The sequence below is a fragment of the Streptomyces sp. HmicA12 genome (assembly GCF_000373565.1).
In the GTDB taxonomy this organism is placed as follows: domain Bacteria; phylum Actinomycetota; class Actinomycetes; order Streptomycetales; family Streptomycetaceae; genus Streptomyces.
On sequence record NZ_KB891831.1, the window covers coordinates 474337 to 495449 of the forward strand.

Here is a 21113-nt window from a genome sequence, read left to right on the forward strand (position 1 = left end):
TGGCAAGCACAGGAATATCCTGTGCCGCATGACCCTCAACCAGCTGAGGGCCTTCGTCGAAGCGGAGCGGCTCGGATCGTTCACCGCCGCGGCGCGAGCCATGGACATCGCCCAGGCATCCGCCTCCTAACTGGTGCGCCGCCTGAAGGCGGAGCTGGACGCCGAGTTGTTCGCGCGCGGCAGCCGCGCCCTGACGCTGACCTCGGCGGGACAGGAGCTGCTGCCCTACGCCCAGCAGTCCGTGGACGCCGCCGACAGCGGCACGCGGGCCGTGCATTCCCTCGGCTCGCTCGGCGGCGGCACCGCCACCTTCGGGGTCCTGCGCAACGCCGACTACCACCTGCTGTCCAACCTGGTCCAGATGTTCCACGCCCGCTATCCGTCGGTGCGGGTGTGGCTCGTCGGGCAGAACTCGACGGAGACGGCGGCCGCCGTGGCGGCGCGACGCACCGAGGCGGGCCCGGTGGTGCTCCCCATCGACGACGAGGAACTGCAGGTGACGCCGCTGCTGCGCGACGAGGTGCACTACGTCAGCGCGACCGGTCAGCCCGTCACGGTGCTGGGCGTCTCGCAGTTCCTGATCCAAGGCGGCCGCATCGTGAAGGAGGTCCGCGTGTACGACGAGATCGCGCTGCGCGCCCAGATCAACGCGGGCCGGAACAACGACGCGGAGGTCGCGGCCAACATCTATTGATGGCTCCTGCCCTCGCGGACGTGTGCGGGCCCGGCGCAGCGCTGCGCCGGGCCCGCACACGTCTGTTTCTGCCGGCGGACCCTGCGAGGGTGCAGACCCGAACCATCCCCCGCGCACCGGGCACCGCGACGACGCCGAGGAACCGCGGGTCCCCCGCGAACCAGACTCCCGGCGCCGTCCCCGCTTTCACCGAGCGAACCCGAAACGTGAATCCACAGGCGGTTCGCAAGTCACGGGTGAGGTCAACGCCCTCTAGTGGGACGGCTGGTGACGGGACATCATGTGTCTGCCCGGGCTGAACGCCTGCCCCGGGCACCCGCATTCGTGTCGTCCACGGAGGTCACCGTCATGCGCTCCAGACCCCTCGGCCTGATGGCCGTTCCCGCCGCCGCTCTCGCCGCAGCAATCCTGGCGGCCTCACCCGCCTCGGCGGCTCCGGCGGACAAACCGCAGGTACTCAGCTCCTGGACGCAGACCAGCGCGTCCAGCTACAACAGCTGGAACGCCGCGCGCCAGAACCAGAGCGCCTGGAGCGCCTACGGATTCGACTGGTCCACGGACTACTGTTCCACCTCGCCGGACAACCCCTTCGGCTTCCCGTTCAAGACGGCCTGCGCGCGCCACGACTTCGGCTACCGCAACTACAAGGCCGCGGGCACCTTCTCCGCCAACAAGGCACGTCTCGACAGCATGCTGTACGAGGACCTCAAGCGGGTCTGCGCCAACTACTCCGGCGCCAGCGCCACCTCCTGCAAGTCCCTGGCCTGGACGTACTACCAGGCGGTCGACAAGCTCGGCTCGGTCGCCCCCGCCGACGCCCTGGTGGGCTGATATCGGCCGCGTCCGCTGAGCGGACACAGCTGACCGGATGCCGTATTGACGGTGCGCCGTCAAGAGTCCACGATCGGGCACGCACCGCGCCCCTTCCCGTCCGCCACGGGGAGGGGCGCACGGCTAGTTCCACACCCCGATCCCTTCGCGCGTACGGAACCCGGAGCCCTCACATGACTCTCTCCTTCCCCAGACGCACGACCGTGGCAGCAGCGGCCTCCCTCGCACTCGCCGCCCTCCTCGCCTCCGCCGTCCCCGCATCCGCGGCCCCGTCCACCGCCCCGTCGTCCGCCGCCGTCCTCGCGGCCCCGGACATCCCGCTCGCCAACGTCAAGGCGCACCTCGCGCAGCTCCAGTCCATCGCCACCGCCAACGGCGGCAACCGCGCCCACGGCAGGGCCGGCTACAAGGCTTCCGTCGACTACGTGAAGGCCAAGCTGGACGCCGCCGGATTCACCACCACGCTCCAGACGTTCACCTCCAGCGGGTCCACCGGGTACAACCTGATCGCCGACTGGCCGGGCGGCGACGCGAGCCAGGTCCTGATGACCGGCGCGCACCTCGACTCCGTCACGGCCGGTCCAGGGATCAACGACAACGGCTCCGGCTCGGCCGCGATCCTGGAGACCGCCCTCGCCGTCTCGCGGGCCGGCTACCAGCCGTCGAAACACCTGCGCTTCGCCTGGTGGGGAGCGGAGGAGCTCGGCATGGTCGGATCGACGTACTACGTCAATCACCTCGCCACGGCCGACCGCGCGAAGATCACCGGGTATCTGAACTTCGACATGATCGGCTCGCCCAACCCCGGCTACTTCGTGTACGACGACGACCCCACGATCGAGAAGACGTTCAAGGACTACTACGCCGGCCTCTCGATACCGACCGAGATCGAGACGGAGGGCGACGGCCGCTCCGACCACGCGCCGTTCAAGAACGCCGGCATACCCGTCGGCGGTCTCTTCTCCGGCGCCGACTACATCAAGACCGCGGCCCAGGCCCAGAAGTGGGGCGGCACCTCCGGCCTGGCCTTCGACCGGTGCTACCACGCGTCCTGCGACACCTCGGCCAACATCAACGACACGGCGCTCGACCGGAACAGCGACGCCATCGCCTACGCGGTCTGGGGCCTGTCCGCCGCGACCACTCCCCCGCCCACCGGCACGGTCTTCGAGAACACCGCGGACGTGGCCGTACCGGACAACGGGGCGGCCGTGACGTCGCCCGTCTCCGTCACCGGCCGCACCGGCAACGCGCCCGCCACGCTCAAGGCGAGCGTCGACATCAAGCACACCTACCGCGGCGACCTGGTCGTCGACCTCCTCGCACCCGACGGCTCCGCGTACCGGCTCAAGAGCTCCAGCTCCAGCGACTCCGCGGACAACGTGATCGCCACCTATACGGTCAACGCGTCGAGCGAGACCGCCAACGGAACGTGGAAGCTGCGGGTCCAGGACGTGGCAGCACAGGACACCGGCTACATCGACAGCTGGAAACTGACCTTCTGATGTGAACGCGCGGCACACGGTGATCGCATCGTGTGCCGCGCGTCCGTTCTCGTGGGATCAACCGCCGTACGTCCTACCGCTGACGCTCCGGCGAAGAGGCGCGGCCACACCCTGAGCGAAGATCTTGGTCATCCCAGGAAGCTCAACCGCACCTGCCGCCCAGGATTGTCCTTGTTGGTGTCCACGAAACTCCATTAAGACAACACCAAGCTACCGACCCCGCGCCGACCAGCGCCGCGTCCTCCCCTTCCCATGGCGACGGCGAGATCGTCAACCGACGCGCGCGCCCGCAGCCTTGGCTCGCTCCCGCGCCTCGGGGCTGATCCCCCGCTTGCGGGCCGACATCCGGCCGTCTAGGGCCTCTCGCTGAGCCACCCTCACCAGCCGCCGTGGCCCGGGCACCGCGACGACGCCGAGAAACCGCGGATCGCCCGCGAACCACACCTCGTGCACGGTTCCTGCCTTGACCGCGCGTACCCAGAACGTGAATCCGCTGCCCAGCCAGTCGCCATGGCCGACCGAGATGTCCCTCGCGGGGCGCTCCGGGTCGGGCAGCGAGAACCGGGTGGTGCCATTGTTTGCCAGGCCGGCGGCCCCACGGCAGGACTGCCACGGATAGACCCGCAGAATCCGACGCAGACTCATGACCTCCCAGAGTCGTACGACGTTCAGCATGGCCATGTAGAGCAGGACCAACAAGACCGGGAGGAACACCACCAGAGCCCAGACTGGCGTCATGATCACCAAGAACAGCCAGACAGGGAAGGACACCAGCGACAACAGGAAGGCACACAGTCGGAACACGGCCGTGCGGCGCCAGCCCTGCCGGGTCGCCGGGTCTCCATAGGCCGTCTTGATCCCGGTCATCTCCATGGACGGTTCATTCTCCACGCTGGTCAGCCGAAAGCGGTGCGTACGGACACTTCGACGTCGGACTCGGGAATCGTCTCCTTTAGTTCCTCTGGGAGCGGATTGTCGAAGCTCACCGTATGGACGATCCCCCGGTGGATGTCGCGGTAATGCATCCGGGCCTCGACCGCCGTGGTCGTGAGGGTGAGGACGAGGAGTCTCTGTCCACTGGGGTAGGGCAGATACGCCGCCACCTCATAGAGGGAGGGTTGCTGCGGATCGGCTTCGGCAGGCACCTCGACCACGGCCTCAGTGAACGCGCCGGGGCCGCACGGCAGATCCACCACGGCCACGGGTAGGGCGCTCTCGCGCGCCGTCGCGGCCTGTGCAGCCGCCAACTTCGGTGGGGAGAACGGCATTTCCTTGCTGGTGAGGGTGAGAACGGAGGAAATCATGTCGCCGTCGTCGCCTTCGTGCGCGCCGATGGCGACATGCACCACGCCTTCCTTGATCATCAGCCCGCTCAGAGTCCGCGCCTCACTCAGCTGCGTCAGGAAGCCTTCACGCTTTCCCTCCGGCACAAGGTCGAGGAGCAGATCGACAGCCTCGACGCTCCGAGCAGCCTCGGGCGAATCAGGGTCGGCGAAGAGATCAGCAATCGGGATCTCCACGAAGCCTGGCGGAGTCGCGAACCACACAGCGCAATCGCGCCGCATCGCGGAATCCTGAATCTCGTACCCGTACTCGACGCTGTCGTCAGGATCGGCTGGTGTCGTGTGTGTCACCTGAACAGCACCTGCAGTGTCTTGAGGGCAGTGGCACCGTGGCCGGCGGCGTCGAACGAGCCGGCACGGGCAGCATCCATGCCGGTGCCGACGTTTTCCACGGTGTCGTTCTTGATGTCGTCCCACGCGTTCTTGGCGACACCGTAGGCGCCAGTAACCGCACCGGCGCCGGAAACGCCGATGTCGATGCCGTTGGCCCAGGCAGACGGATTTGCCGCACCCTTCACCATCCAGGTAGTGAGGGGGTTGTCGGCGGAGGCGATGCGCTGGGCTGCAGTCCAAGTGTTGCTGCCCACGCTGGACAGCTTCTGCCCCAGCGAGAGGGCCTCCGCACCGGCGCCTGCCGCCCGCGCTGCGCCGTTGATGCCGCGAGCCAGGGCCCCGGCACCTGGAACCACTCCTAGCGCGTCACCCGCCAGTCCGACGGAGTTGGTCCAGAAGTCCGCGTCGAACTCGCCCTTGGTGAAACCGTCCTTGATCGAGGCCGACACCGTGGGGTCCGACAGCCGGGAAACCAGGGTGGCGGCGCTGGCCGCCGCGGCCACCAGCAGCAAGATTGGGCCGACCGGCACTGCGAAGAACAAAGCGGCGAGACCTGCGATCGCGGCAATCGCACCGAGGATGTCGGTGAGGTTGTCACCGACCCAGTCCATCGCCTTCTCGAACCAGTTCGGCTCCTCGGGAGCCAGGTTGTCCGTCGCATCACGGATGACACGGGCCTGGTTGCGAGCGTCAGTGGAGTGGTCGTCCTCCAGCTCTCTCGCCCGCCTGATCACATCGTTGTAGGCGTTCTTGGCGTTGGTGACCGACTCGCGCGCCTTGTTCAGTTCCTCGGTCGCCCTGTCCAGCCGGGTCTGGGCGCTCTTGAGCTCGGCATCGTCGGTGAACGTCCTACCGGCAAGCTTGAGATCAGGGTTGGCCGATGCGCTCTCCTCCTGACTCTCGGCAGTACGGACCTCGTCCTTGGCCGCTTTAGCCTCGCCGTCGAGCCTCCGCGCCCGGTCCTGGTAGCCATCGAGAGCGCCCTGCCAAGCGGTCAGCGCAGCTGCAGCCTTGCCGATGGAGGTATGGGCGTTCTTGAGGTTCGTCGGAATCGCGCCGTCGAGCTCTTCCCGAAAGGCGACTGCCGCATCGCCCTCCCATGAGGTCCCGCTCCGAAGCTTCGTGATCATCTTGTGCGCTTCGGAAATCACCTCGGCTGACTTCTTCAGTTTCGCCGTCAGTTCGGACACGGTGCCGAGGTTCCCCGGTGTCGGATTGAAGCCGAGGTGGGTGTATGGATTCGCGGTCACTTTTCCCCCGACTTTCCCGCAGCCTTGCGGAAGCCGTCTTCGAGAGCCGTCTCGACTTCCTGGTAGTTGCTCTTGGTCTGCTTGATGCCCTCGGCGAGCTTGCCGGTCTGCTCGGCGATCTGCTCTGAGCCGTACTTCCAGTGCTCCTGGAACTCGTTGCATGCCGAGTCGAGATCCATGGTCCCGATGCCTGCAGACGACACGTTCTGCATGGACCTGCGGACTTCTTCGAGGGCAGTTTTGGCGTCGTTCAGGGTCTTCATGAACGACGCGAGCTCATCGGTGTCCGTCTTGAAGTGGTCACCCACTCCGGCCTCCCCGCCCTCACAGCAGCTATGGACAGCGCTGCAAGGCCTTCTGATCGCGGTCTGGCGGCCACGTTATCGTGTCACTGGCGAGGGCCGAGGCGAGTGTGAAGCTGATCGCATCGTCGCAGCGCGGGGTGAGCCGGCAACTCCGTTGAGACAACCGTCAGCGTAGCCGTGAACTGTGCACGAGCGCTCGGGTCGTCCTTCGGGACGAAGAGGTCATGGGTTGCCATCCCGTCATCCGACAGCTGACATACCGCTCAGGGGCCTGATCCGCAGCACGGATCAGGCCCCTGAGCGCTTGTAGGGGGCCGTGCCACTAGGTCGCTGTCCCCAGCACCATGCCCAGTAGCGAGAGGGTAAAGAAGGCTGCGGTCCACGCCAGTGCGTGGCGTATGCAGCGGTATTTGGTCCAGGCAATCTGGGACACGGTTGCCAATTGGCTCAGGTTCCGGGACGTGAGGTCGGTGTGGCTGACCCTCCGCTCTAGGTGCCCGACCGTCGTCGCTAGCCTCGCGTCACCGAAGTAGTGGGTGCGGCAGCGGTGGGGACGCCCGATCCGCGGGGTCACGGCAAGCCCCAGCAGGACGAGTGCCGGTACGCAGGCGGCGCAGCCCGCCCACAGAAGGACCTGCGGAACGACGGCGTACTGACGTGGGGCAATCACACCGCTTGCGATCGCACTGAGCATGGCGGCCAGTGCGGCCCCCAGGGACGCAAGCATGAGTCCGGCCTTGTTGTCAGCCTTCATGACCTCCTCGCGAGCCTCGGCCAGGAGGACCCTGGCGAGTTCTGCGCCACAGACGGCTGTCGTGTCGGCATCCGGCACCGTACCGCCGTCGCTTCCGGGTGTGGTCATGCCTTCCCTTCCGTTGCGTCGATGTCAGACGGTCGCTCCGGTGTACGGGGCGGCCGAGATGCTGTGTTCTGATGCAGACAGCTGCGTCAGACCGTCGACTGGCGGCGGATCTCGTCCTCCAGCGCGTTCACCGCTTGCCGCACCCGGATGTTCATCGCTGCCGTGTGTTCCCGGAGCACCGCCTCCGATTCGGCGCGGTGCCGCCGGACCTCCTGTTCGATGGCGTCCTGGGCGATCTCGATGTCCGCCATGGCCCGGTATTCGGTGAGCCGGACCTCGGCATCGTGGACCTTCACTCCGCTGTTGCTCGCGGTGAGTTCGTGTACGGCGCCGGTGACGGATGGGTCATCCCGTAGCTGCACCAGCGTCCGGCACAGCGCGCTGACCGCCCGGCTGCGGTTGCCGCTGCGCAGGACATCCGCCCACAGGGACCCGAAGTGGCGGGCGCTGTCTGGGACGTTGCGCAGGAGTGCCGAGGTGAGCGCTTCGGGAGTCTCCAACCGGGCCGCCTCAAGGAGTTGAACGGCGGTTCGCAGTGCGATCGACCGCTCTCGGGATCCTGGAGTCGTCCTGGCGATCACGGTCCGCATGAACCGCAGGATGATCAGAGCGCGTTCCGTGTCCTGTTCGGAAGTCTGCAGCAGCAGGACCATGGAGCGGTGGGCTGCGAAGGCGATCCGCTCCCCACGCTGTGTCAGGAACCAGAGCAACTTGAGCGCGTCCAGACGGTAGAGGGATCCCAGGCGGCCCGTAAGCGCCATGGCCGCCGTCACCGCGCGGCCCTGCCCGCTGTTGTCCGTCCAGCTCAGCGCTATGTTCAGGGCCTGCGGCGCGAGATGTTCGTCGTCACACATGAACTGCAGCGTCAGCGCGGCGGTCACCCGCTGGCTGGCGAGCCCGTTGGACCACACCTTCAACATGTTCTCGTCGACCTCGACGACCGCGTTCTGAGCCAAGAGCGCCACACCACGGGCCACCTCCGTACGAGTGGCCAGGTCGCCCAGCAGGGCCAGTTCGCCCAGCCATTGGCGCAACGGGTACCAGAGTTCATAGCCGTACAGGTCGTGCAGTTCCTTGATGACAAGCTCACGGACGCGTGGCGTGGTGAACACCAGACGGCGCTCGCTGCGTCCGGCGCTCCGACCCGACTCGGCCCGATGCTCAGTCGTCACGAGTCCCACCGCCCGTTCCCTCCACCGGGCCCGCGACTGCTGGTCAACCGCACCGCGAAGGGGCGATGCGGCCTCCTCGCCCCGCTCCACCACCGGTGTTTCGCCGCTCTGCTCCCAGTTGTGGATGTGGGTGGTGAGCGCGGCACACTCTTTCTCGAACGTCCGCTCCGGGATGCCCTCAAGAAAGGCGAGGGCCGCGAGCGGAATCAGATCGGCCGCGGACGGCTGCTTGCGGAACAGCTCCTGAACCAGCTCCTGGTGGGTGTCCTGCAGGTTATCCAGCGCCTTTTGCGCTCCTTCCCTGGACAGAACCACAGCCGCAGCGACGACGTCTGTAGGCCGTCGCTGTTCGCCGACCCGCTCCAGCAGCTCCTTCTCGGTGTCAAGCTCCAGAGAGGAGTGCGGCAGCTTCTCCCGACAGTGCTCGAACAGCTCCACGGGGTCCGGGGCCTGCCACGGCACACAGTGGTCACGCAACGCCAGTCGCCGACGGGTCTCACGACCCGCCGTGATCACCAGATACGACCCTTTGCGGCGGAGCTCCTCGCTCAGCCGTCCGATCGCGTATGCCTGCACGGACTCGACATGCAGCTCGCCGACGTAGTCGAGGATGACGTAACCCTGCCCCGGCTTCAGGTCACGCGACCCCGCGAGCTCGGCCAGGGCGTTGGCGGGCGACAGGCTGCGCAGCCTGGCCTCCTTGCCCAGGACCTCCCTGATCAGGGCGAGGGAGCTTGCGCCGCGGCCACAGCGGTCCTCGCCGGTCAGCACCACGAGGGCGTTCCGACACAGCTTGTCGAACGCCTCGTCGAAGCAGGGCTGCGGCGGGTAATAGAACCGCAGGGCCTGGTCAGCCGCCTCGGGTTCGATGGTGCCGGGTGCCAGACCGACAGACGGCGCGGCGCCGAATCCGAACGCCGCTCCGGAGGCATCGACGCCGCCGTAGAAGTTGTTGTTGACGAGTTGATGGACGCGGCGCAACTCGCCGTAGCCCCGTTCGTCCTCCTCGTGCTCGTCCGGCTCCTTGCGCCCTCCGAATGGCACGTCCGGTCCAGCACCCGGGTCTTGGGCCTCCACATCCCCTTCCGGGGCCCCGTCCACGTCCTCCGGTGTGGGCGGCAGGACGTCCTCATCGGGTGCGGATACAGGTAGTACGACCGCCATGTCGTCCGGGGGCGCATCGTCAGCCACCGACGCTCCCGAAGCCGAAGACAGCACCCCTGGCGTCCACAGGACCCGCGACATTGGTGACGTTGACGTTGTCGGCCCGGTACTCGTTGCTGATCCGCACCCTGCTGCCGGCCTCGCCCGCGGCGGCCGGTTCCCTCCGGTCCGCCGCGGGCTCCCCCGGTGCAGGGGCCGCGGACTCCCCTTCCTCCGCGGCTCCTGTCTCGTGTGAGGCCACGGTCGGCGCACCGAGCGCGGGCACGCGCAGCCAAGCCGTAGCCTCGAACTCCTTTACCTGCACAGGGACGCGGCGGAAATCACCTGTGGACAGGGTCGTGTGACCGCCCGCCACGGTGGACCGGAAGACCTCATCGGACAGCAGCAGCGCCAGGTCGGCCTCAGGGTGTTCGGCCAGAGCTCCATAGAGCGGGCCCGAGTTCAACAGGCGTGCCGTGGCCACCACGGCCGTACCGGCAAAGCCGTTGTCGGCCAGCTCCACCAGTCCCTGGTGGATGACGACCCGCAGTCGCATGCGAGCTGCGAGAACGCGCTGGGCGTTGTAGTCGCGCAACTCCCCGACGAGATGGCGGACGTAGTCATCCACCAGGCGCGGTTCCTTGCCGTCGAGGGGTCGCACGGCCAGTTGCTCGTCGCCCTTGCATTGGATCTGCCACTGCTGACGGTCAAGGCCGGCGCTTCTGGCGGCACGGTCGAGAAGCCGCGGCAGATCGTGCTGGATCTCCGACTGCCTACGGTCGCTGTTGCTCCCGTACGCCTGTGCGTCCACGGCTATGCAGGCGCAGGGATAGAAGTCAGGCCACGCAGCCACTCGATCATTTCCTCTCTGGACAGGCGATGGGCAGACACTGCCCATGAAGTGCTGCCCGAGAGGCTAGGAGAAGGCGCGCGAAGTGATCCCGTATCAGTACGGGTTGTCAGCAAAGACTTTGGCGAATTCAAGTAGCTTCGGAACGTCACAGATGGTTATGTTTCGGTAATGACGCTCCACCAAGCCATGAGCTGTCAGCACAGCCAGGCTCTTTTCCGCCGTGTTGAGCTTCAGGCCGGCCAGTGAGGCGAGTTCATTCTGCGTCAGTGTCACGCCGAGGTCGCACCGCTTGCCATCACTGTCCGGTGCGGTCTTCGCGTATGCCTGGCACAACTCGGCGAGGACCCGGGCCAGTCGAGTCAGCGAGTCGTACGCCTGGAAATCGACCCGCCGCCGGTTGGCCCAGCGCAGCCGGGTAGACAGCATGTGGAGGATGGCCCGCGTGGCGTCCGGGTGGCGGGTGAGGAATGCCTCCAACGTCCGCATCTGGATGATCCTCGCAGTCACGTCACTGCACGCGATCACAGTGCCGGACCTGGGACGCTCCTCGAAGGCCGCCATCTCGCCGACCAAGTCACCCGCTACCCGTACGGCGAGCAGCATGTCGTAGCCGCTCTCAGCGCTGGCGACAACCTTAACGACACCACTCGTGATCAATAGAACGTGACGGCTCTCGTCGCCCTGTTGCAGCAGAGCGCGATGGGGCGGATACGTGATCGGGGTTCCCTGGCCCAGGAGTTCTTCCCGTGACGCGCTCCGCAAGCGGCCGAGAAAGGTCGATGGCGGCCATGCTTGATACACCAACACCCCCGCGATCTCACTCCGCAGTGCAGCGCACCTTGCAGGTGCCCGACCATGCTGCCGTCGAGTTGCCAGCCGACAAACAGACAGGTAGGGATGTGGCCAGTTTCCTCGCTTCACATCCGGGATTGGCCGAATGTGCATTCTTTACACACAACGTCCGTCCAGGGCTCGCGGAGCCGCCGTCGCCAATGCCGTGGCCATCGGCGGCGGGCTGGCTGGTGCACGTGGCCTGCTGGTGGGTGCCGATGTAGGCGACGATGACGAGCCATGCCCACCCCCAGCCTCATTGAAGGTGTTGAGCAGGCCGGAGCCGGTGCCACTGTGCTGCTCGGGAATCCCCGCTGCGCCGAGCTTCGGGAAGAGTGCTGGCGGCATCCCGCCCCTCAGTTGAACGACGAGTCCGGCACCGCCGCGTTGGCCAATCGGGCGACACACACGGCGGTGCCGTGCCCGGGAGCAGCATCACGCGCAGAGCACCGCTGCAATGGGCGCGGAAGCCGCCCTTGGCGACTGCCTACTGATGTCACCCACCGAAAAAGCTCAACCGAACCCTCCGGTTGGCGTTATCAACATTGGTGTCCACCAAGCACACCGACTGCCACGTCCCCAGCTCCAGCCCGCCGGCGACCACCGGCAGCGTCGCGTGCGGCGGCACGAGGGCCGGCAGGACGTGGTCGCGGCCGTGGCCGGGGCTGCCGTGCCGGTGCTGCCAGCGGTCGTCGGCCGGGAGGAGGGTGTGGAGGGCCGCGAGAAGGTCGTCGTCGCTGCCCGCGCCCGTCTCGATGACGGCGATGCCCGCGGTGGCGTGCGGGACGAAGATGTTGAGGAGGCCGTCGCGTCCGCGGGCGACCTCGCGCAAGAAGGACTCGCAGTCGCGGGTCAGGTCGACGATCTGCTCGCTGGACCCGGTGGTCACGTTCAGGACCCGGGTGGTGAAGGCATCGGACATGCGGGCCATTCTCGCCCACCCGGGCCGCGGCGCGACGGACCGCGGATCGCTCGGACCTTGATACGAGGAGTCCGACCAGCGAGACGGCATTGACGGTACGTCGACAACTGGCTACGTTCTGGCGCATGTTGCGTTCAGCCATGCTCACCACGCGCGGTCACATCGACCTGCTGCGGGTGGCCTCCGCCGCGTGTCGCCGCGGCTGCTGACGCCTTTTTTCTCCGCGCGTTCCTCTTCGCGCTCCTGTTCTCTCTTCCACCTCTTCGCTCCACCGCTTCGTTCCGCGCTTCGGTCACCGGTTCACGGTGCTCGCTGGCGCTGACGCGTCACTGACATGTGTCCGCTGAAGCCGGAGCGCACCTTCCCCTGCCGTGGAGTGCCATGAGCATCAGTCATGCCCCGCCCCAGAAGCCATCGAGCGACATATCCGGTTCATCTGATACTTCGGATACTTCGGATACTTCGGAGACGACTGATGCGGTCGATCCGGCCGCATCAGTCGCCTCCTCGGGTGCCGCGCTCGAGCTGGAGCCGATCGTCCCTTCCTCCACCCGACGCGCCCGCGTCCCCCGCTGGCTGCGCCGCACCTCGGGCCCCCTTCTCCTGCTCGCGCTGTGGCAACTCCTGAGCACTACGGGCGTGTTGACACCCGACGTGCTGGCCCCGCCCGGCACCATCGCGCGGGTCGCCCGCGATCTGTTCGCCGACGGCTCGCTGGCCACAGCGATGGGGGTCTCGCTGCAACGTGTCGCCCTGGGGCTGCTGTTCGGCGTGGTCGTCGGCGTCGGGCTCGCTCTGGTCTCCGGGCTCTTCCGCGTCGGTGAGGATCTCGTCGACGCGAGTGTGCAGATGCTGCGGACCGTGCCGTTCGTCGGACTGATCCCGCTGTTCATCATCTGGTTCGGGATCGGCGAGGCGCCGAAGATCGCCATCATCACGCTGGGCGTCTCCTTCCCCCTCTACCTCAACGTCTATGCCGGAATCCGCGGCGTCGACTCCCAACTCGTCGAGGCGGGTGAGTCGTTGGGGCTCAGCCGATGGGGCCTGGTCCGGCATGTCGTGCTGCCGGGGGCACTGCCCGGGGCCATGACCGGGCTGCGCTACTCGCTCGGGATCGCCTGGCTCGCGCTCGTGTTCGCCGAGCAGATCAACGCCGACGCCGGCATCGGCTTCCTGATGGTGCAGGCACGCGACTTCCTGCGCACCGACGTCATCGTCGTCTGCCTGATCGTCTACGCGTTCCTCGGCCTGCTCGCCGACTTCGTAGTCCGCACCCTCGAAAGGCTGTTGCTGCAATGGCGACCGACGTTCACCGGCCGGTGACCCCGTCCACCACCGCCCGATCCGCCGTACGCGTCGCAGGGCTCACCCGCGCCTTCGACGGACGTGCCGTCATCGATGATCTCCACCTTGAAGTGCAGGAAGGAGAGTTCGTCGCCCTGCTCGGTCGCAGCGGCTGCGGCAAGTCGACCCTGCTGCGCATTCTCGCCGGGCTCGACCGCGACATCGAGGGCACCGTCCTGGTCCCGCGCCGCAAGGCGGTGGCGTTCCAGGCGCCGCGCCTGATGCCGTGGAAGCGGGTGTGGCGCAACGTCCTGCTCGGCCTGCCGGGCAAGCCGGGGCGGGACGTCGCCGAGCGGGCGCTGGACGAGGTCGGACTGGCCCATCGCTCGAACGCCTGGCCAAAGACACTCTCCGGCGGCGAGGCCCAGCGCGCCTCGCTCGCTCGTGCCCTGGTGCGTGAACCCGAACTGCTGCTGCTCGACGAGCCGTTCGGCGCGCTCGACGCGCTCACCCGGATCAAGGCACAACGCCTCGTCGGCGAACTGTGGCAACAGCGTGGCTGCGCCGTCCTGTTGGTCACGCACGACGTGGAGGAGGCGGTGCTCCTCGCCGACCGGGTCCTCGTGATGGACGACGGCGTCATCGCCCACGAGGCCAGGATCGACCTGGAGCGGCCGCGCGACATCGGCGACCCGCGGTTCGCCGAACTGCGCGCCGAACTGCTGCGGCGCCTCGGCGTCGACGACGCCGAGCAGGATGCGCACGGCCTGCGGGGCGGCGACGGCGACGGCCACAGCGACGGCAACCCCGGCTCGGCCGCCCCATCTCACGACACCTCCGGGTCCGTCACGGACGGGCCCGTCACGAAAGAGCCTGTCGCGTAAGAGCCCGCCGCACCGCACGTGGCGAGGAACCCCGTCGCGGACCAGCCCGTCGCTTGACCGCCCCCACTCCTCCATCACCCACCCCTGAACGGACTTTGACGATGCGTCGCCTCCTCCCCCTCCCTGCCCTCCCTGCGCTGCTCACCCCGCTCGTCCTGCTCCTCGCCGCCTGCTCCGGCTCCTCCACCGCCAGTACGTCCACCGCGGGAGCGGGCGGCGGCGACACGGACGGAAAGGGGTCACTCACCCTCAACGTCGGAGACCAGAAGGGAGGTTCGGAGGCCGTGCTGCGGGCCGCCGGTGAACTCGACGACCTGAAGTACAAGATCCGCTGGTCCACTTTCACCTCGGGACCACCCCTGCTCGAAGCCGTCAACGCCAAGGCTGTCGACATCGGCGGCGTCGGCAACACCCCGCCCGTCTTCGCGGCCGGCGCCGGTTCGAAGATCAAGGTGGTGTCGGCCAGTCACGGCACCGCGAAGGGCGACACCATCCTCGTACCGACCGACTCCTCGCTGCGGACACCGTCGCAGCTGAAGGGGAAGTCGATCGCGGTCGCGCAGGGGTCGTCGGCGCACTATCAGCTGGTCGCCTCACTGAAGAAGGTCGGGCTCGGGTTCGACGACGTGAAGGTGAAGTACCTCCAACCCGCCGATGCCCTGGCCGCGTTCACCGGCGGCAAGGTCGACGCGTGGGCGGTCTGGGACCCGTACACCTCACAGGTGCTGCGCGCCAAGCAGGGCCGAGTGCTCACCGACGGCGACGGCGTCACCAACGGGCTCGCCTTCCAGGTCGCCTCACCCACCGCGCTCGCCGACAAGAAGAAGTCCGCGGCCATCAAGGACTTCCTGGGCCGGCTGCGGCGCGCCCAGGACTGGGTCTACAAGCACCCGGAGGCGTGGGCGAAGGTCTGGGCGAAGGACACCGGGCTGCCGTACGACGTGGCGCTCGACGCGGTGAAGCGCACGAACGGCACGCGCGTGACGGTCGCCATCGACAAGGGCGTGATCGCCTCCGAGCAGCAGATCGCCGACACCTTCACACAGTTGAAGCTGATTCCGCGCAAGGTCGACTTCTCGGAGTTCGTCGACACGCGCTTCAACGGCGAGCTGCCCGCCTCCACCACCGCCCCGCGCACCTACGGCAAGGAGTCCTGATCCCATGACGGTTCATCTGCACTGGTTCCTGCCGACCGGTGGCGACGGACGCACCCTGGTCGACCGGCACGCCTTCAGCGGCGGCGCGCTGCAGCGCACTCCTGGTGGGGCGATCAGCGGCGTGCGCGCGCCCGACCTCGAGTATCTGATCCAAATAGCCAAGGCCGCCGAGCAGTTGGGCTTCGAGGCCGTGCTCACGCCGACCGGCACCTGGTGCGAGGACGCCTGGCTGACCACGGTCGCACTCGCCCAGCACACGCGGCGTCTGAAGTTCCTCGTCGCGTTCCGGCCGGGCGTGATCTCCCCCGTGCTCGCCGCGCAGATGGCGTCGACGTATCAACGCCTCACGCAGGGAAGGCTGTTGCTGAACGTCGTCACCGGCGGCGACTCGGCCGAGCAGCGGCGCTACGGCGACCACCTCGATCACGACCGCCGCTACGCCCGCACCGCCGAGTTCCTGTCCGTCGTACGAGGTGTGTGGGGTGCGAACGCGCAGGCCCCGTACGACTTCGAAGGCGAGCACTACCGGATCGACGGCGGGTACTCGGCGCTGCCGCCCGAGCCGGTGCCACAGATCTTCTTCGGGGGTTCGTCGGCCGCGGCGGGACCGGTCGCGGCGCGCCACACGGACGTGTATCTGACCTGGGGCGAGCCGCCTCAGCTGGTGAAGGAGAAGATCGACTGGATCCGGGAGCTCGCCGCCGAGGAAGGGCGCACCGTACGGTTCGGGATCCGCCTGCACACCATCTCGCGCGACTCGGCGCGCGATGCGTGGGGCACCGCCGACCGGCTGCTCGACGACCTCTCCCCCGAGACGGTCGCGGCGGCGCAGTCCGCGCTCGGACGCAGCGAGTCGGTGGGGCAGCAGCGGATGCTCGCCCTGCACGGCGGCAAGCGCGAAGGCCTCGAGATCTCGCCCAATCTGTGGGCCGGTGTCGGGCTCGTCCGCGGGGGTGCCGGGACGGCGCTCGTCGGCAGTCACGCCGAGGTCGCCGACCGGATCGAGGAGTACCACGCGCTCGGCATCGAGCACTTCGTGCTCTCCGGTTATCCCCATCTGGAGGAGGCGTACTGGTTCGGGGAGGGCGTGATCCCCGAACTGGTCGCGCGCGGCCTCGTGGCCCCGGTGACGGCCGGGGGTGGAGCGCCGCTGCTGGTCGCGGGCGGGCGCTGACGCTCCCGGGCACGGGCGGGAAGATCTCGGGCCCCGGTCGAGTTGGTAGAAACGTGAACGAGATCGGGGTACGAGCAGCCGGGAGCGGGCGCCAGGCGCGCCAGGTCGAGGTCGTGGTGATCGGCGCGGGCCAGGCCGGGCTGTCCGCCGCCTTCCACCTGCGCCGGGCGGGCTTCGAGCCGGAGGGTGACTTCGTGGTCCTCGACCACGCGCCCCGGCCGGGCGGCGCCTGGCAGTTCCGCTGGCCCTCGCTCACGTACGGCAACGTGCACGGGATGCACTCCCTGCCGGGCATGGAGCTGACCGGCGCCGATCCCGCGCGGCCGTCGGCGGAGGTTGTCGCCGAGTACTTCGCCGCCTACGAGCGGACCTTCGATCTGCGCGTGCGGCGGCCCGTCGACGTACGGCGGGTGTCCGAGGGCGAGGGCGAGGACAGCGAGCGGCTGATCGTCGAGACGTCGGACGGCGTCTGGGCCACGCGGGCGCTCATCAACGCGACGGGGACGTGGGACCGGCCGTTCTGGCCGCGCTATCCGGGTCAGGAGACGTTCCGCGGGCGGCAGCTGCACACCGCGCAGTACCCGGGGCCCGAGGAGTTCGCGGGGCAGCGGGTCGTCGTGGTCGGCGGCGGTGCGTCCGGGACGCAGCATCTGATGGAGATCGCCCCGTACGCCGCTTCGACGACCTGGGTGACGCGGCGGCCGCCCGTCTTCCGCGAGGGCCCCTTCGACGAGGAACGGGGCCGGGCCGCCGTCGCGCTGGTGGAGGAGCGGGTGCGGCAGGGGCTGACGCCGCTGAGCGTGGTGTCGGTGACCGGGCTTCCGGTGAACGACGCGATCCGCGAGGCCCGGGCGAACGGAGTCCTGGACCGGCTCCCTATGTTCGACCGGATCACGCCGACGGGGGTGGCCTGGGACGACGGGCATGCGGTCGAGGCCGATGTGATCCTGTGGGCGACCGGGTTCCGTGCGGCGATCGACCACCTGGCGCCGCTCAAGCTGCGCACACCGGGCGGCGGCATCCGGATGGAGGGCACGCGCGCGGCGCTCGACCCGCGGGTGCATCTGGTGGGATACGGGCCGTCGGCCAGCACGATCGGCGCGAACCGTGCGGGGCGGGCAGCGGTGCGGGAGATCCGGCGGCTGCTCTCGCGAGAGGCTCCGGTGGTGGCCTGAAGCGCGTAGTGGGCGCGGCGAGCCCCGCCGCGCCCGCGCTGCCGTGGGCTTCAGCCGTTCTTCTTGGCTTCGGCCTGGTTCTTGTTGAACTCGTCGACGTTCTTCTGCTGCTCGGTGAAGTCCGCGGTGAAGCGGGTGTCGCCCGGCTTGACCGTGACGAAGTACAGCCAGTCGCCCTGCGTCGGGTTGGCCGCCGCCTTCATCGCCTGCTCGCCCGGGTTCCCGATCGGTGACGGCGGCAGGCCCATGCGCGCGTACGTGTTGTACGGGGTGTCGCTCTTCGTGTCCTTGTCGCTGGTCGCGAGCGTCGAGCGGCCGAGCCCGTAGTTGAGGGTGGAGTCCATCTGCAGGGGCATGCCGTGGTCGAGCCGGTTGTAGATGACGCGGGCGACCTTGCCCATGTCCTCCTTGTTGTCGGCTTCGGCCTCGATGATGCTGGCGATGGTGACGACCTGGTACAGGTTCGCCGCGTTCTGCTGGGCGCCTGCGGTGGGCTTGGGCCCGTTGAACTTCTTGTTCGCCGTGTTCACCATGTACGACAGGACGGACTGCGGTGTCGACTTGTCGCCGAGGGGGTACGTCGCCGGGAAGAGGTAGCCCTCGGGGTTGCCGCCCGCCTCGCCAGGAAGCTTGAGGCCCGCCTTGGGGGCGGCCTTCTTCGTGGTGCCGGCCGGGACGCCGAGCGCCTTGTCGACGGCGTCGTAGACCTGGGTGGAACGCCAGCCCTCGGGGATGGTGAGCGCCTCGGGGCGGCCGTCGTCCTCGCCGGACAGGGCCAGCGGTACCGCGACGGCGATGGCCGCCACGGCCCCGGTCGCGAGCAGGGCGATGCGCCCTCTGCGCGTGAGTCGGATCGTGCTCCGTCGCGGAGTCCGCGGGGTCCGCGGGGTCTCGTTCAGCATGCGGGAACGGTAACCCGCGGCTTTGGGCATTCCCGGCATATCTTCACGCCGGAGCCCGCAGCGGCCCCGGGTGGGCCAGTGCCCGCGGCGGGAGGGCCGCCCTCACGCCGCCGCCTTCTCCAGCTGGGCGTCGCGCCGCACCAGAGCCGCGTACCGTCCGTCGTGCTCGAGCAGTTCCTCGTGGGTGCCGCGCTCGGCTATCCGGCCGGAGTCCAGGACGACGATCTGCTCGGCGCCGCGGACCGTGGAGAGACGGTGCGCGATGGTGAGCGTGGTGCGGTCGGCCGACAGGGCGTCGATGGCCTCCTGCACGGCGTGCTCGGTACGGGTGTCGAGGGCGCTGGTCGCCTCGTCGAGGATGAGGATCGGCGGGTCGCGCAGGATGGTGCGGGCGATGGCCAGGCGCTGCTTCTCGCCGCCGGAGAAGCGGTGTCCGCGCTCGCCGACCACGGTGTCGTAACCGTCGGGGAGCCCGGCTATGTGCTCGTGGATCTGGGCGGCCCTGGCCGCGGCGTGCAGTTCCTCGTCGGTGGCGTCGGGCTTGGCGAACCGCAGGTTCTCGGCGACCGAGGCGTGGAAGAGGTAGGTCTCCTGGGAGACGACGCCGACGGCCCGCGCGAGAGTGTCGAAGTCCAGGTCGCGTACGTCGACCCCGTCGACGGTGACCCGGCCGCCGGTGACGTCGTAGAGACGGGGCACGAGGTAGCTGAGGGTGGACTTGCCGGAGCCGGTGGGGCCGACGACGGCGAGGCTGCCGCCCGCGGGGACGGTGAGGTCGATGCCGTCGAGGATCGGGCCGTGCCGGTCGTCCGCGGTGTCGTAGCGGAACTCGACGTCCTCGAAGCGGACCTCGCCCTTGACGGTGTCCAGGTGGACCGCGTTCTCCCGCTCGGTGATGTCGATCGGTAGGTCGAGGTACTCGAAGATGCGCTGGAACAGGGCGAGCGAGGTCTGGATCTGCACGCCGGTCTGCAGCAGGCTCACGGTCGGCCGGAACAGTCCCTGCTGGAGCGAGACGAAGGCGACGAGGGTGCCGATGGAGACGGTCGGACCGCCGACCTGGAAGGCGATGCCGGCCGCCCAGTAGATGACCGCGGGCATGGCGGCCATGACGATGCCGATGACGGCCATGCGCCAGCGTCCCGCCATGTTCGACCGGACCTCGAGGTCGACCAGCTGGTCGGACTCGTCGGCGAAGGACTTCGTGAGCGAATCGGCGCGGCCCATGGTGCGGCCGAGCAGGATGCCGCTGACGGACAGCGACTCGGTGACGGTCGCGGCCATCGCGGCCATCTGCTTCTGGCGCTGGGTGGCGATCTTCTTGCGCTCACGGCCGACGCGCCGGGCGATCCACACGAAGAGCGGCAGCAGAAGCAGGGAGACGACCGTGAGACGCCAGTCGAGGACGACCATCGCGATGATCGTGGCGACGACGCTCGTCAGGTTCGAGACGAGGGACGTCGCGGTGGAGGTCACGGTCGCCTGCATGCCACCGATGTCGTTGGCTATGCGGGACTGGACCTCGCCGGTGCGGGTCCTCGTGAAGAAGGCGAGGGACATGCTCTGCAGCCGGCCGTAGACGGCCGTGCGCAGGTCGTGCATGACGCGCTGGCCGACCGTCGTGCTGATCAGGGTTTGTAGAACGCCGAACGCGCTGGTGACCACGGCGCTGGCGATCATGCCGAGGGCGAGCAGACTGAGCAGCCCGGTGCGGCCCTGGGGGATGGCGACGTCGAGGATCTCCCGGAGCAGGAACGGCGTCGCGACCGTGACCAGGGAGGCGGCACCGACCAGTAGCCCGACGAGGGCGAGGCGGCCGCGATAGGGGCGGAAGAGGGACAGGATGCGGCGGATCTGCCGCGGCTGCCCCGATGCCTTGGCATCGGGGGGCGGCGTCCAGTTGATGTCGTCGCGGGGCATGGGCCTCCTAGATTCTGAGATTCTGACCGATTTCAGGAGCATAGCTCATTGTTACCTATACTCACAATGCACAAAGTTCTGCTAATGTTCCCGGCATGAACACCCCGGACGCTGACGGCTTCCTCGCCGAGCAGTTGCTGCGGCTGACCCGACGCCTGCACCGCATCCAGAGGCGGCAGCTGGAGCCGGTCGGCATCACGCCTGCCCAGTCGCGGCTGCTGCGCACGCTGGTGCACTACGACAAGCCCCCGCGGATGGCCGATCTCGCGCAGCGCCTGGAGGTGGTGCCACGGGCCGTGACCACGGTCGTGGACGGCCTGGAGGCGGGCGATCTGGTCCGCCGCGTGCCTGATCCGACCAATCGCCGGGTCATCCGGATCGAGCTCACGGAGAAGGGCCGCGCCGCCCTGCGGGAGCTGCGCAGCGCGCGCCGCGCGGCGGCAGAGGAGATCCTGGCTCCATTGGACACGGAACAGCGCGCGCAGCTGACGGTCTTGCTGAACGCGCTGTTCGAAGCCCCGCGTGAGCGGGACTGCTGACGCTGCGGACCGCCGACCCCGCGGACCGCTGACC

General features: G+C 68.4%; 22 protein-coding genes. 11 read left to right on the plus strand and 11 right to left on the minus strand.

All coding sequences use genetic code 11. From position 1 onward, the window contains the following. Positions 1–28: 28 nt before the first annotated feature. The 4 genes from B072_RS48835 (at position 29) to B072_RS0132320 (ending at position 3030) form a co-directional block, all read left to right on the plus strand. Positions 29–130, plus strand: a complete 102-nt coding sequence (locus B072_RS48835; protein WP_018534113.1) for a LysR family transcriptional regulator — start codon at positions 29–31, stop codon at positions 128–130. 3 nt (positions 131–133) lie between these two features. Then, positions 134–694, plus strand: coding sequence for a LysR substrate-binding domain-containing protein (locus B072_RS44625; RefSeq protein ID WP_018534114.1), 561 nt, complete (start codon positions 134–136; stop codon positions 692–694). Positions 695–1042: 348 nt separating this feature from the next. Further along, positions 1043–1525 carry a phospholipase gene (locus B072_RS0132315; protein ID WP_026246531.1) on the plus strand — a complete coding sequence of 161 codons (483 nt, stop codon included), beginning with the start codon at positions 1043–1045 and terminating at the stop codon, positions 1523–1525. 173 nt (positions 1526–1698) lie between these two features. Further along, entirely contained in the window at positions 1699–3030 is a 1332-nt protein-coding gene (locus tag B072_RS0132320; RefSeq protein WP_018534116.1) for a M28 family metallopeptidase, read from the plus strand. Between the two features lie 270 nt (positions 3031–3300). Here B072_RS0132320 and B072_RS0132325 read toward each other — a convergent pair whose 3' ends face one another. The 9 genes from B072_RS0132325 to B072_RS0132365 form a co-directional block, all read right to left on the minus strand. Further along, a complete protein-coding gene (locus B072_RS0132325; RefSeq protein WP_018534117.1) occupies positions 3301–3903 on the minus strand; it encodes a hypothetical protein in 603 nt (200 codons plus the stop codon). A 23-nt stretch (positions 3904–3926) separates the two neighbouring features. After that, a complete protein-coding gene (locus B072_RS0132330) occupies positions 3927–4664 on the minus strand; it encodes a hypothetical protein (RefSeq protein ID WP_018534118.1) in 738 nt (245 codons plus the stop codon). Then, on the minus strand, positions 4661–5896 hold the full coding sequence (locus tag B072_RS44630; RefSeq protein WP_018534119.1) for a hypothetical protein: 1236 nt from the start codon (positions 5894–5896) through the stop codon (positions 4661–4663). The genes B072_RS0132330 and B072_RS44630 overlap by 4 nt, the downstream gene beginning before the upstream one ends. 56 nt (positions 5897–5952) lie before the next feature. Further along, positions 5953–6264 (minus strand): hypothetical protein, encoded by a 312-nt coding sequence (locus tag B072_RS0132340; protein WP_018534120.1) that lies wholly within the window; start codon positions 6262–6264, stop codon positions 5953–5955. A 319-nt stretch (positions 6265–6583) separates the two neighbouring features. Then, positions 6584–7123 carry a Pycsar system effector family protein gene (locus B072_RS0132345; RefSeq protein ID WP_018534121.1) on the minus strand — a complete coding sequence of 180 codons (540 nt, stop codon included), beginning with the start codon at positions 7121–7123 and terminating at the stop codon, positions 6584–6586. Positions 7124–7209: 86 nt separating this feature from the next. Beyond that, positions 7210–9486, minus strand: coding sequence for a hypothetical protein (locus B072_RS0132350; RefSeq protein ID WP_018534122.1), 2277 nt, complete (start codon positions 9484–9486; stop codon positions 7210–7212). Next, complete coding sequence (locus B072_RS0132355; protein ID WP_026246532.1) at positions 9479–10249, minus strand: hypothetical protein; 771 nt, start codon at positions 10247–10249, stop codon at positions 9479–9481. The genes B072_RS0132350 and B072_RS0132355 overlap by 8 nt, the downstream gene beginning before the upstream one ends. Before the next feature lie 135 nt (positions 10250–10384). After that, on the minus strand, positions 10385–11098 hold the full coding sequence (locus B072_RS0132360; RefSeq protein WP_018534124.1) for a Crp/Fnr family transcriptional regulator: 714 nt from the start codon (positions 11096–11098) through the stop codon (positions 10385–10387). A gap of 520 nt (positions 11099–11618) precedes the next feature. Further along, entirely contained in the window at positions 11619–12044 is a 426-nt protein-coding gene (locus B072_RS0132365) for a secondary thiamine-phosphate synthase enzyme YjbQ (RefSeq protein ID WP_026246534.1), read from the minus strand. A 140-nt stretch (positions 12045–12184) separates the two neighbouring features. Between B072_RS0132365 and B072_RS50030 the strand changes: the two genes are divergently transcribed. From B072_RS50030 to B072_RS0132390, 6 genes are all read left to right on the plus strand, one after another. Continuing rightward, on the plus strand, positions 12185–12253 hold the full coding sequence (locus B072_RS50030) for a putative leader peptide (protein WP_351286961.1): 69 nt from the start codon (positions 12185–12187) through the stop codon (positions 12251–12253). Positions 12254–12425: 172 nt separating this feature from the next. Beyond that, a complete protein-coding gene (locus tag B072_RS0132370; RefSeq protein WP_026246535.1) occupies positions 12426–13367 on the plus strand; it encodes an ABC transporter permease in 942 nt (313 codons plus the stop codon). Next, positions 13340–14212, plus strand: coding sequence for an ABC transporter ATP-binding protein (locus B072_RS0132375; protein WP_018534127.1), 873 nt, complete (start codon positions 13340–13342; stop codon positions 14210–14212). The genes B072_RS0132370 and B072_RS0132375 overlap by 28 nt, the downstream gene beginning before the upstream one ends. A gap of 101 nt (positions 14213–14313) precedes the next feature. Continuing rightward, positions 14314–15369: an ABC transporter substrate-binding protein gene (locus tag B072_RS0132380; protein WP_018534128.1), complete on the plus strand. Its 1056-nt coding sequence runs from the start codon at positions 14314–14316 to the stop codon at positions 15367–15369. Positions 15370–15373: 4 nt separating this feature from the next. Further along, positions 15374–16543, plus strand: a complete 1170-nt coding sequence (locus B072_RS0132385) for an LLM class flavin-dependent oxidoreductase (protein WP_018534129.1) — start codon at positions 15374–15376, stop codon at positions 16541–16543. A 53-nt stretch (positions 16544–16596) separates the two neighbouring features. Continuing rightward, on the plus strand, positions 16597–17718 hold the full coding sequence (locus B072_RS0132390) for an NAD(P)-binding domain-containing protein (protein ID WP_018534130.1): 1122 nt from the start codon (positions 16597–16599) through the stop codon (positions 17716–17718). 50 nt (positions 17719–17768) lie between these two features. Here the strand turns inward: B072_RS0132390 and mltG are convergent, their stop codons facing one another. Both mltG and B072_RS0132400 read right to left on the minus strand, forming a co-directional pair. After that, the gene (gene mltG, locus B072_RS0132395) at positions 17769–18620 is read right to left on the minus strand and encodes an endolytic transglycosylase MltG (protein WP_018534131.1); all 852 of its coding nucleotides are present in this window, start codon (positions 18618–18620) and stop codon (positions 17769–17771) included. Positions 18621–18722: 102 nt separating this feature from the next. Further along, positions 18723–20540, minus strand: a complete 1818-nt coding sequence (locus B072_RS0132400; protein ID WP_018534132.1) for an ABC transporter ATP-binding protein — start codon at positions 20538–20540, stop codon at positions 18723–18725. A gap of 95 nt (positions 20541–20635) precedes the next feature. On the opposite strand from B072_RS0132400, the gene B072_RS0132405 reads away from it, so the two are divergent. Continuing rightward, positions 20636–21079 carry a MarR family winged helix-turn-helix transcriptional regulator gene (locus tag B072_RS0132405; RefSeq protein ID WP_018534133.1) on the plus strand — a complete coding sequence of 148 codons (444 nt, stop codon included), beginning with the start codon at positions 20636–20638 and terminating at the stop codon, positions 21077–21079. Positions 21080–21113: the final 34 nt, after the last annotated feature.

Excerpts from the sequence above, each read along its gene's own strand:
- B072_RS0132400 (WP_018534132.1), bottom strand. The coding sequence starts at position 20,540 with ATGCCCCGCGACGACATCAACTGGACGCCGCCCCCCGATGCCAAGGCA.
- B072_RS0132365 (WP_026246534.1), bottom strand. The coding sequence starts at position 12,044 with ATGTCCGATGCCTTCACCACCCGGGTCCTGAACGTGACCACCGGGTCC.
- B072_RS48835 (WP_018534113.1), top strand. The coding sequence starts at position 29 with ATGACCCTCAACCAGCTGAGGGCCTTCGTCGAAGCGGAGCGGCTCGGA.
- mltG (WP_018534131.1), bottom strand. The coding sequence starts at position 18,620 with ATGCTGAACGAGACCCCGCGGACCCCGCGGACTCCGCGACGGAGCACG.
- B072_RS0132345 (WP_018534121.1), bottom strand. The coding sequence starts at position 7,123 with ATGACCACACCCGGAAGCGACGGCGGTACGGTGCCGGATGCCGACACG.
- B072_RS0132320 (WP_018534116.1), top strand. The coding sequence starts at position 1,699 with ATGACTCTCTCCTTCCCCAGACGCACGACCGTGGCAGCAGCGGCCTCC.
- B072_RS0132405 (WP_018534133.1), top strand. The coding sequence starts at position 20,636 with ATGAACACCCCGGACGCTGACGGCTTCCTCGCCGAGCAGTTGCTGCGG.
- B072_RS0132380 (WP_018534128.1), top strand. The coding sequence starts at position 14,314 with ATGCGTCGCCTCCTCCCCCTCCCTGCCCTCCCTGCGCTGCTCACCCCG.
- B072_RS0132385 (WP_018534129.1), top strand. The coding sequence starts at position 15,374 with ATGACGGTTCATCTGCACTGGTTCCTGCCGACCGGTGGCGACGGACGC.
- B072_RS0132370 (WP_026246535.1), top strand. The coding sequence starts at position 12,426 with ATGAGCATCAGTCATGCCCCGCCCCAGAAGCCATCGAGCGACATATCC.
- B072_RS0132325 (WP_018534117.1), bottom strand. The coding sequence starts at position 3,903 with ATGGAGATGACCGGGATCAAGACGGCCTATGGAGACCCGGCGACCCGG.
- B072_RS0132315 (WP_026246531.1), top strand. The coding sequence starts at position 1,043 with ATGCGCTCCAGACCCCTCGGCCTGATGGCCGTTCCCGCCGCCGCTCTC.
- B072_RS0132375 (WP_018534127.1), top strand. The coding sequence starts at position 13,340 with ATGGCGACCGACGTTCACCGGCCGGTGACCCCGTCCACCACCGCCCGA.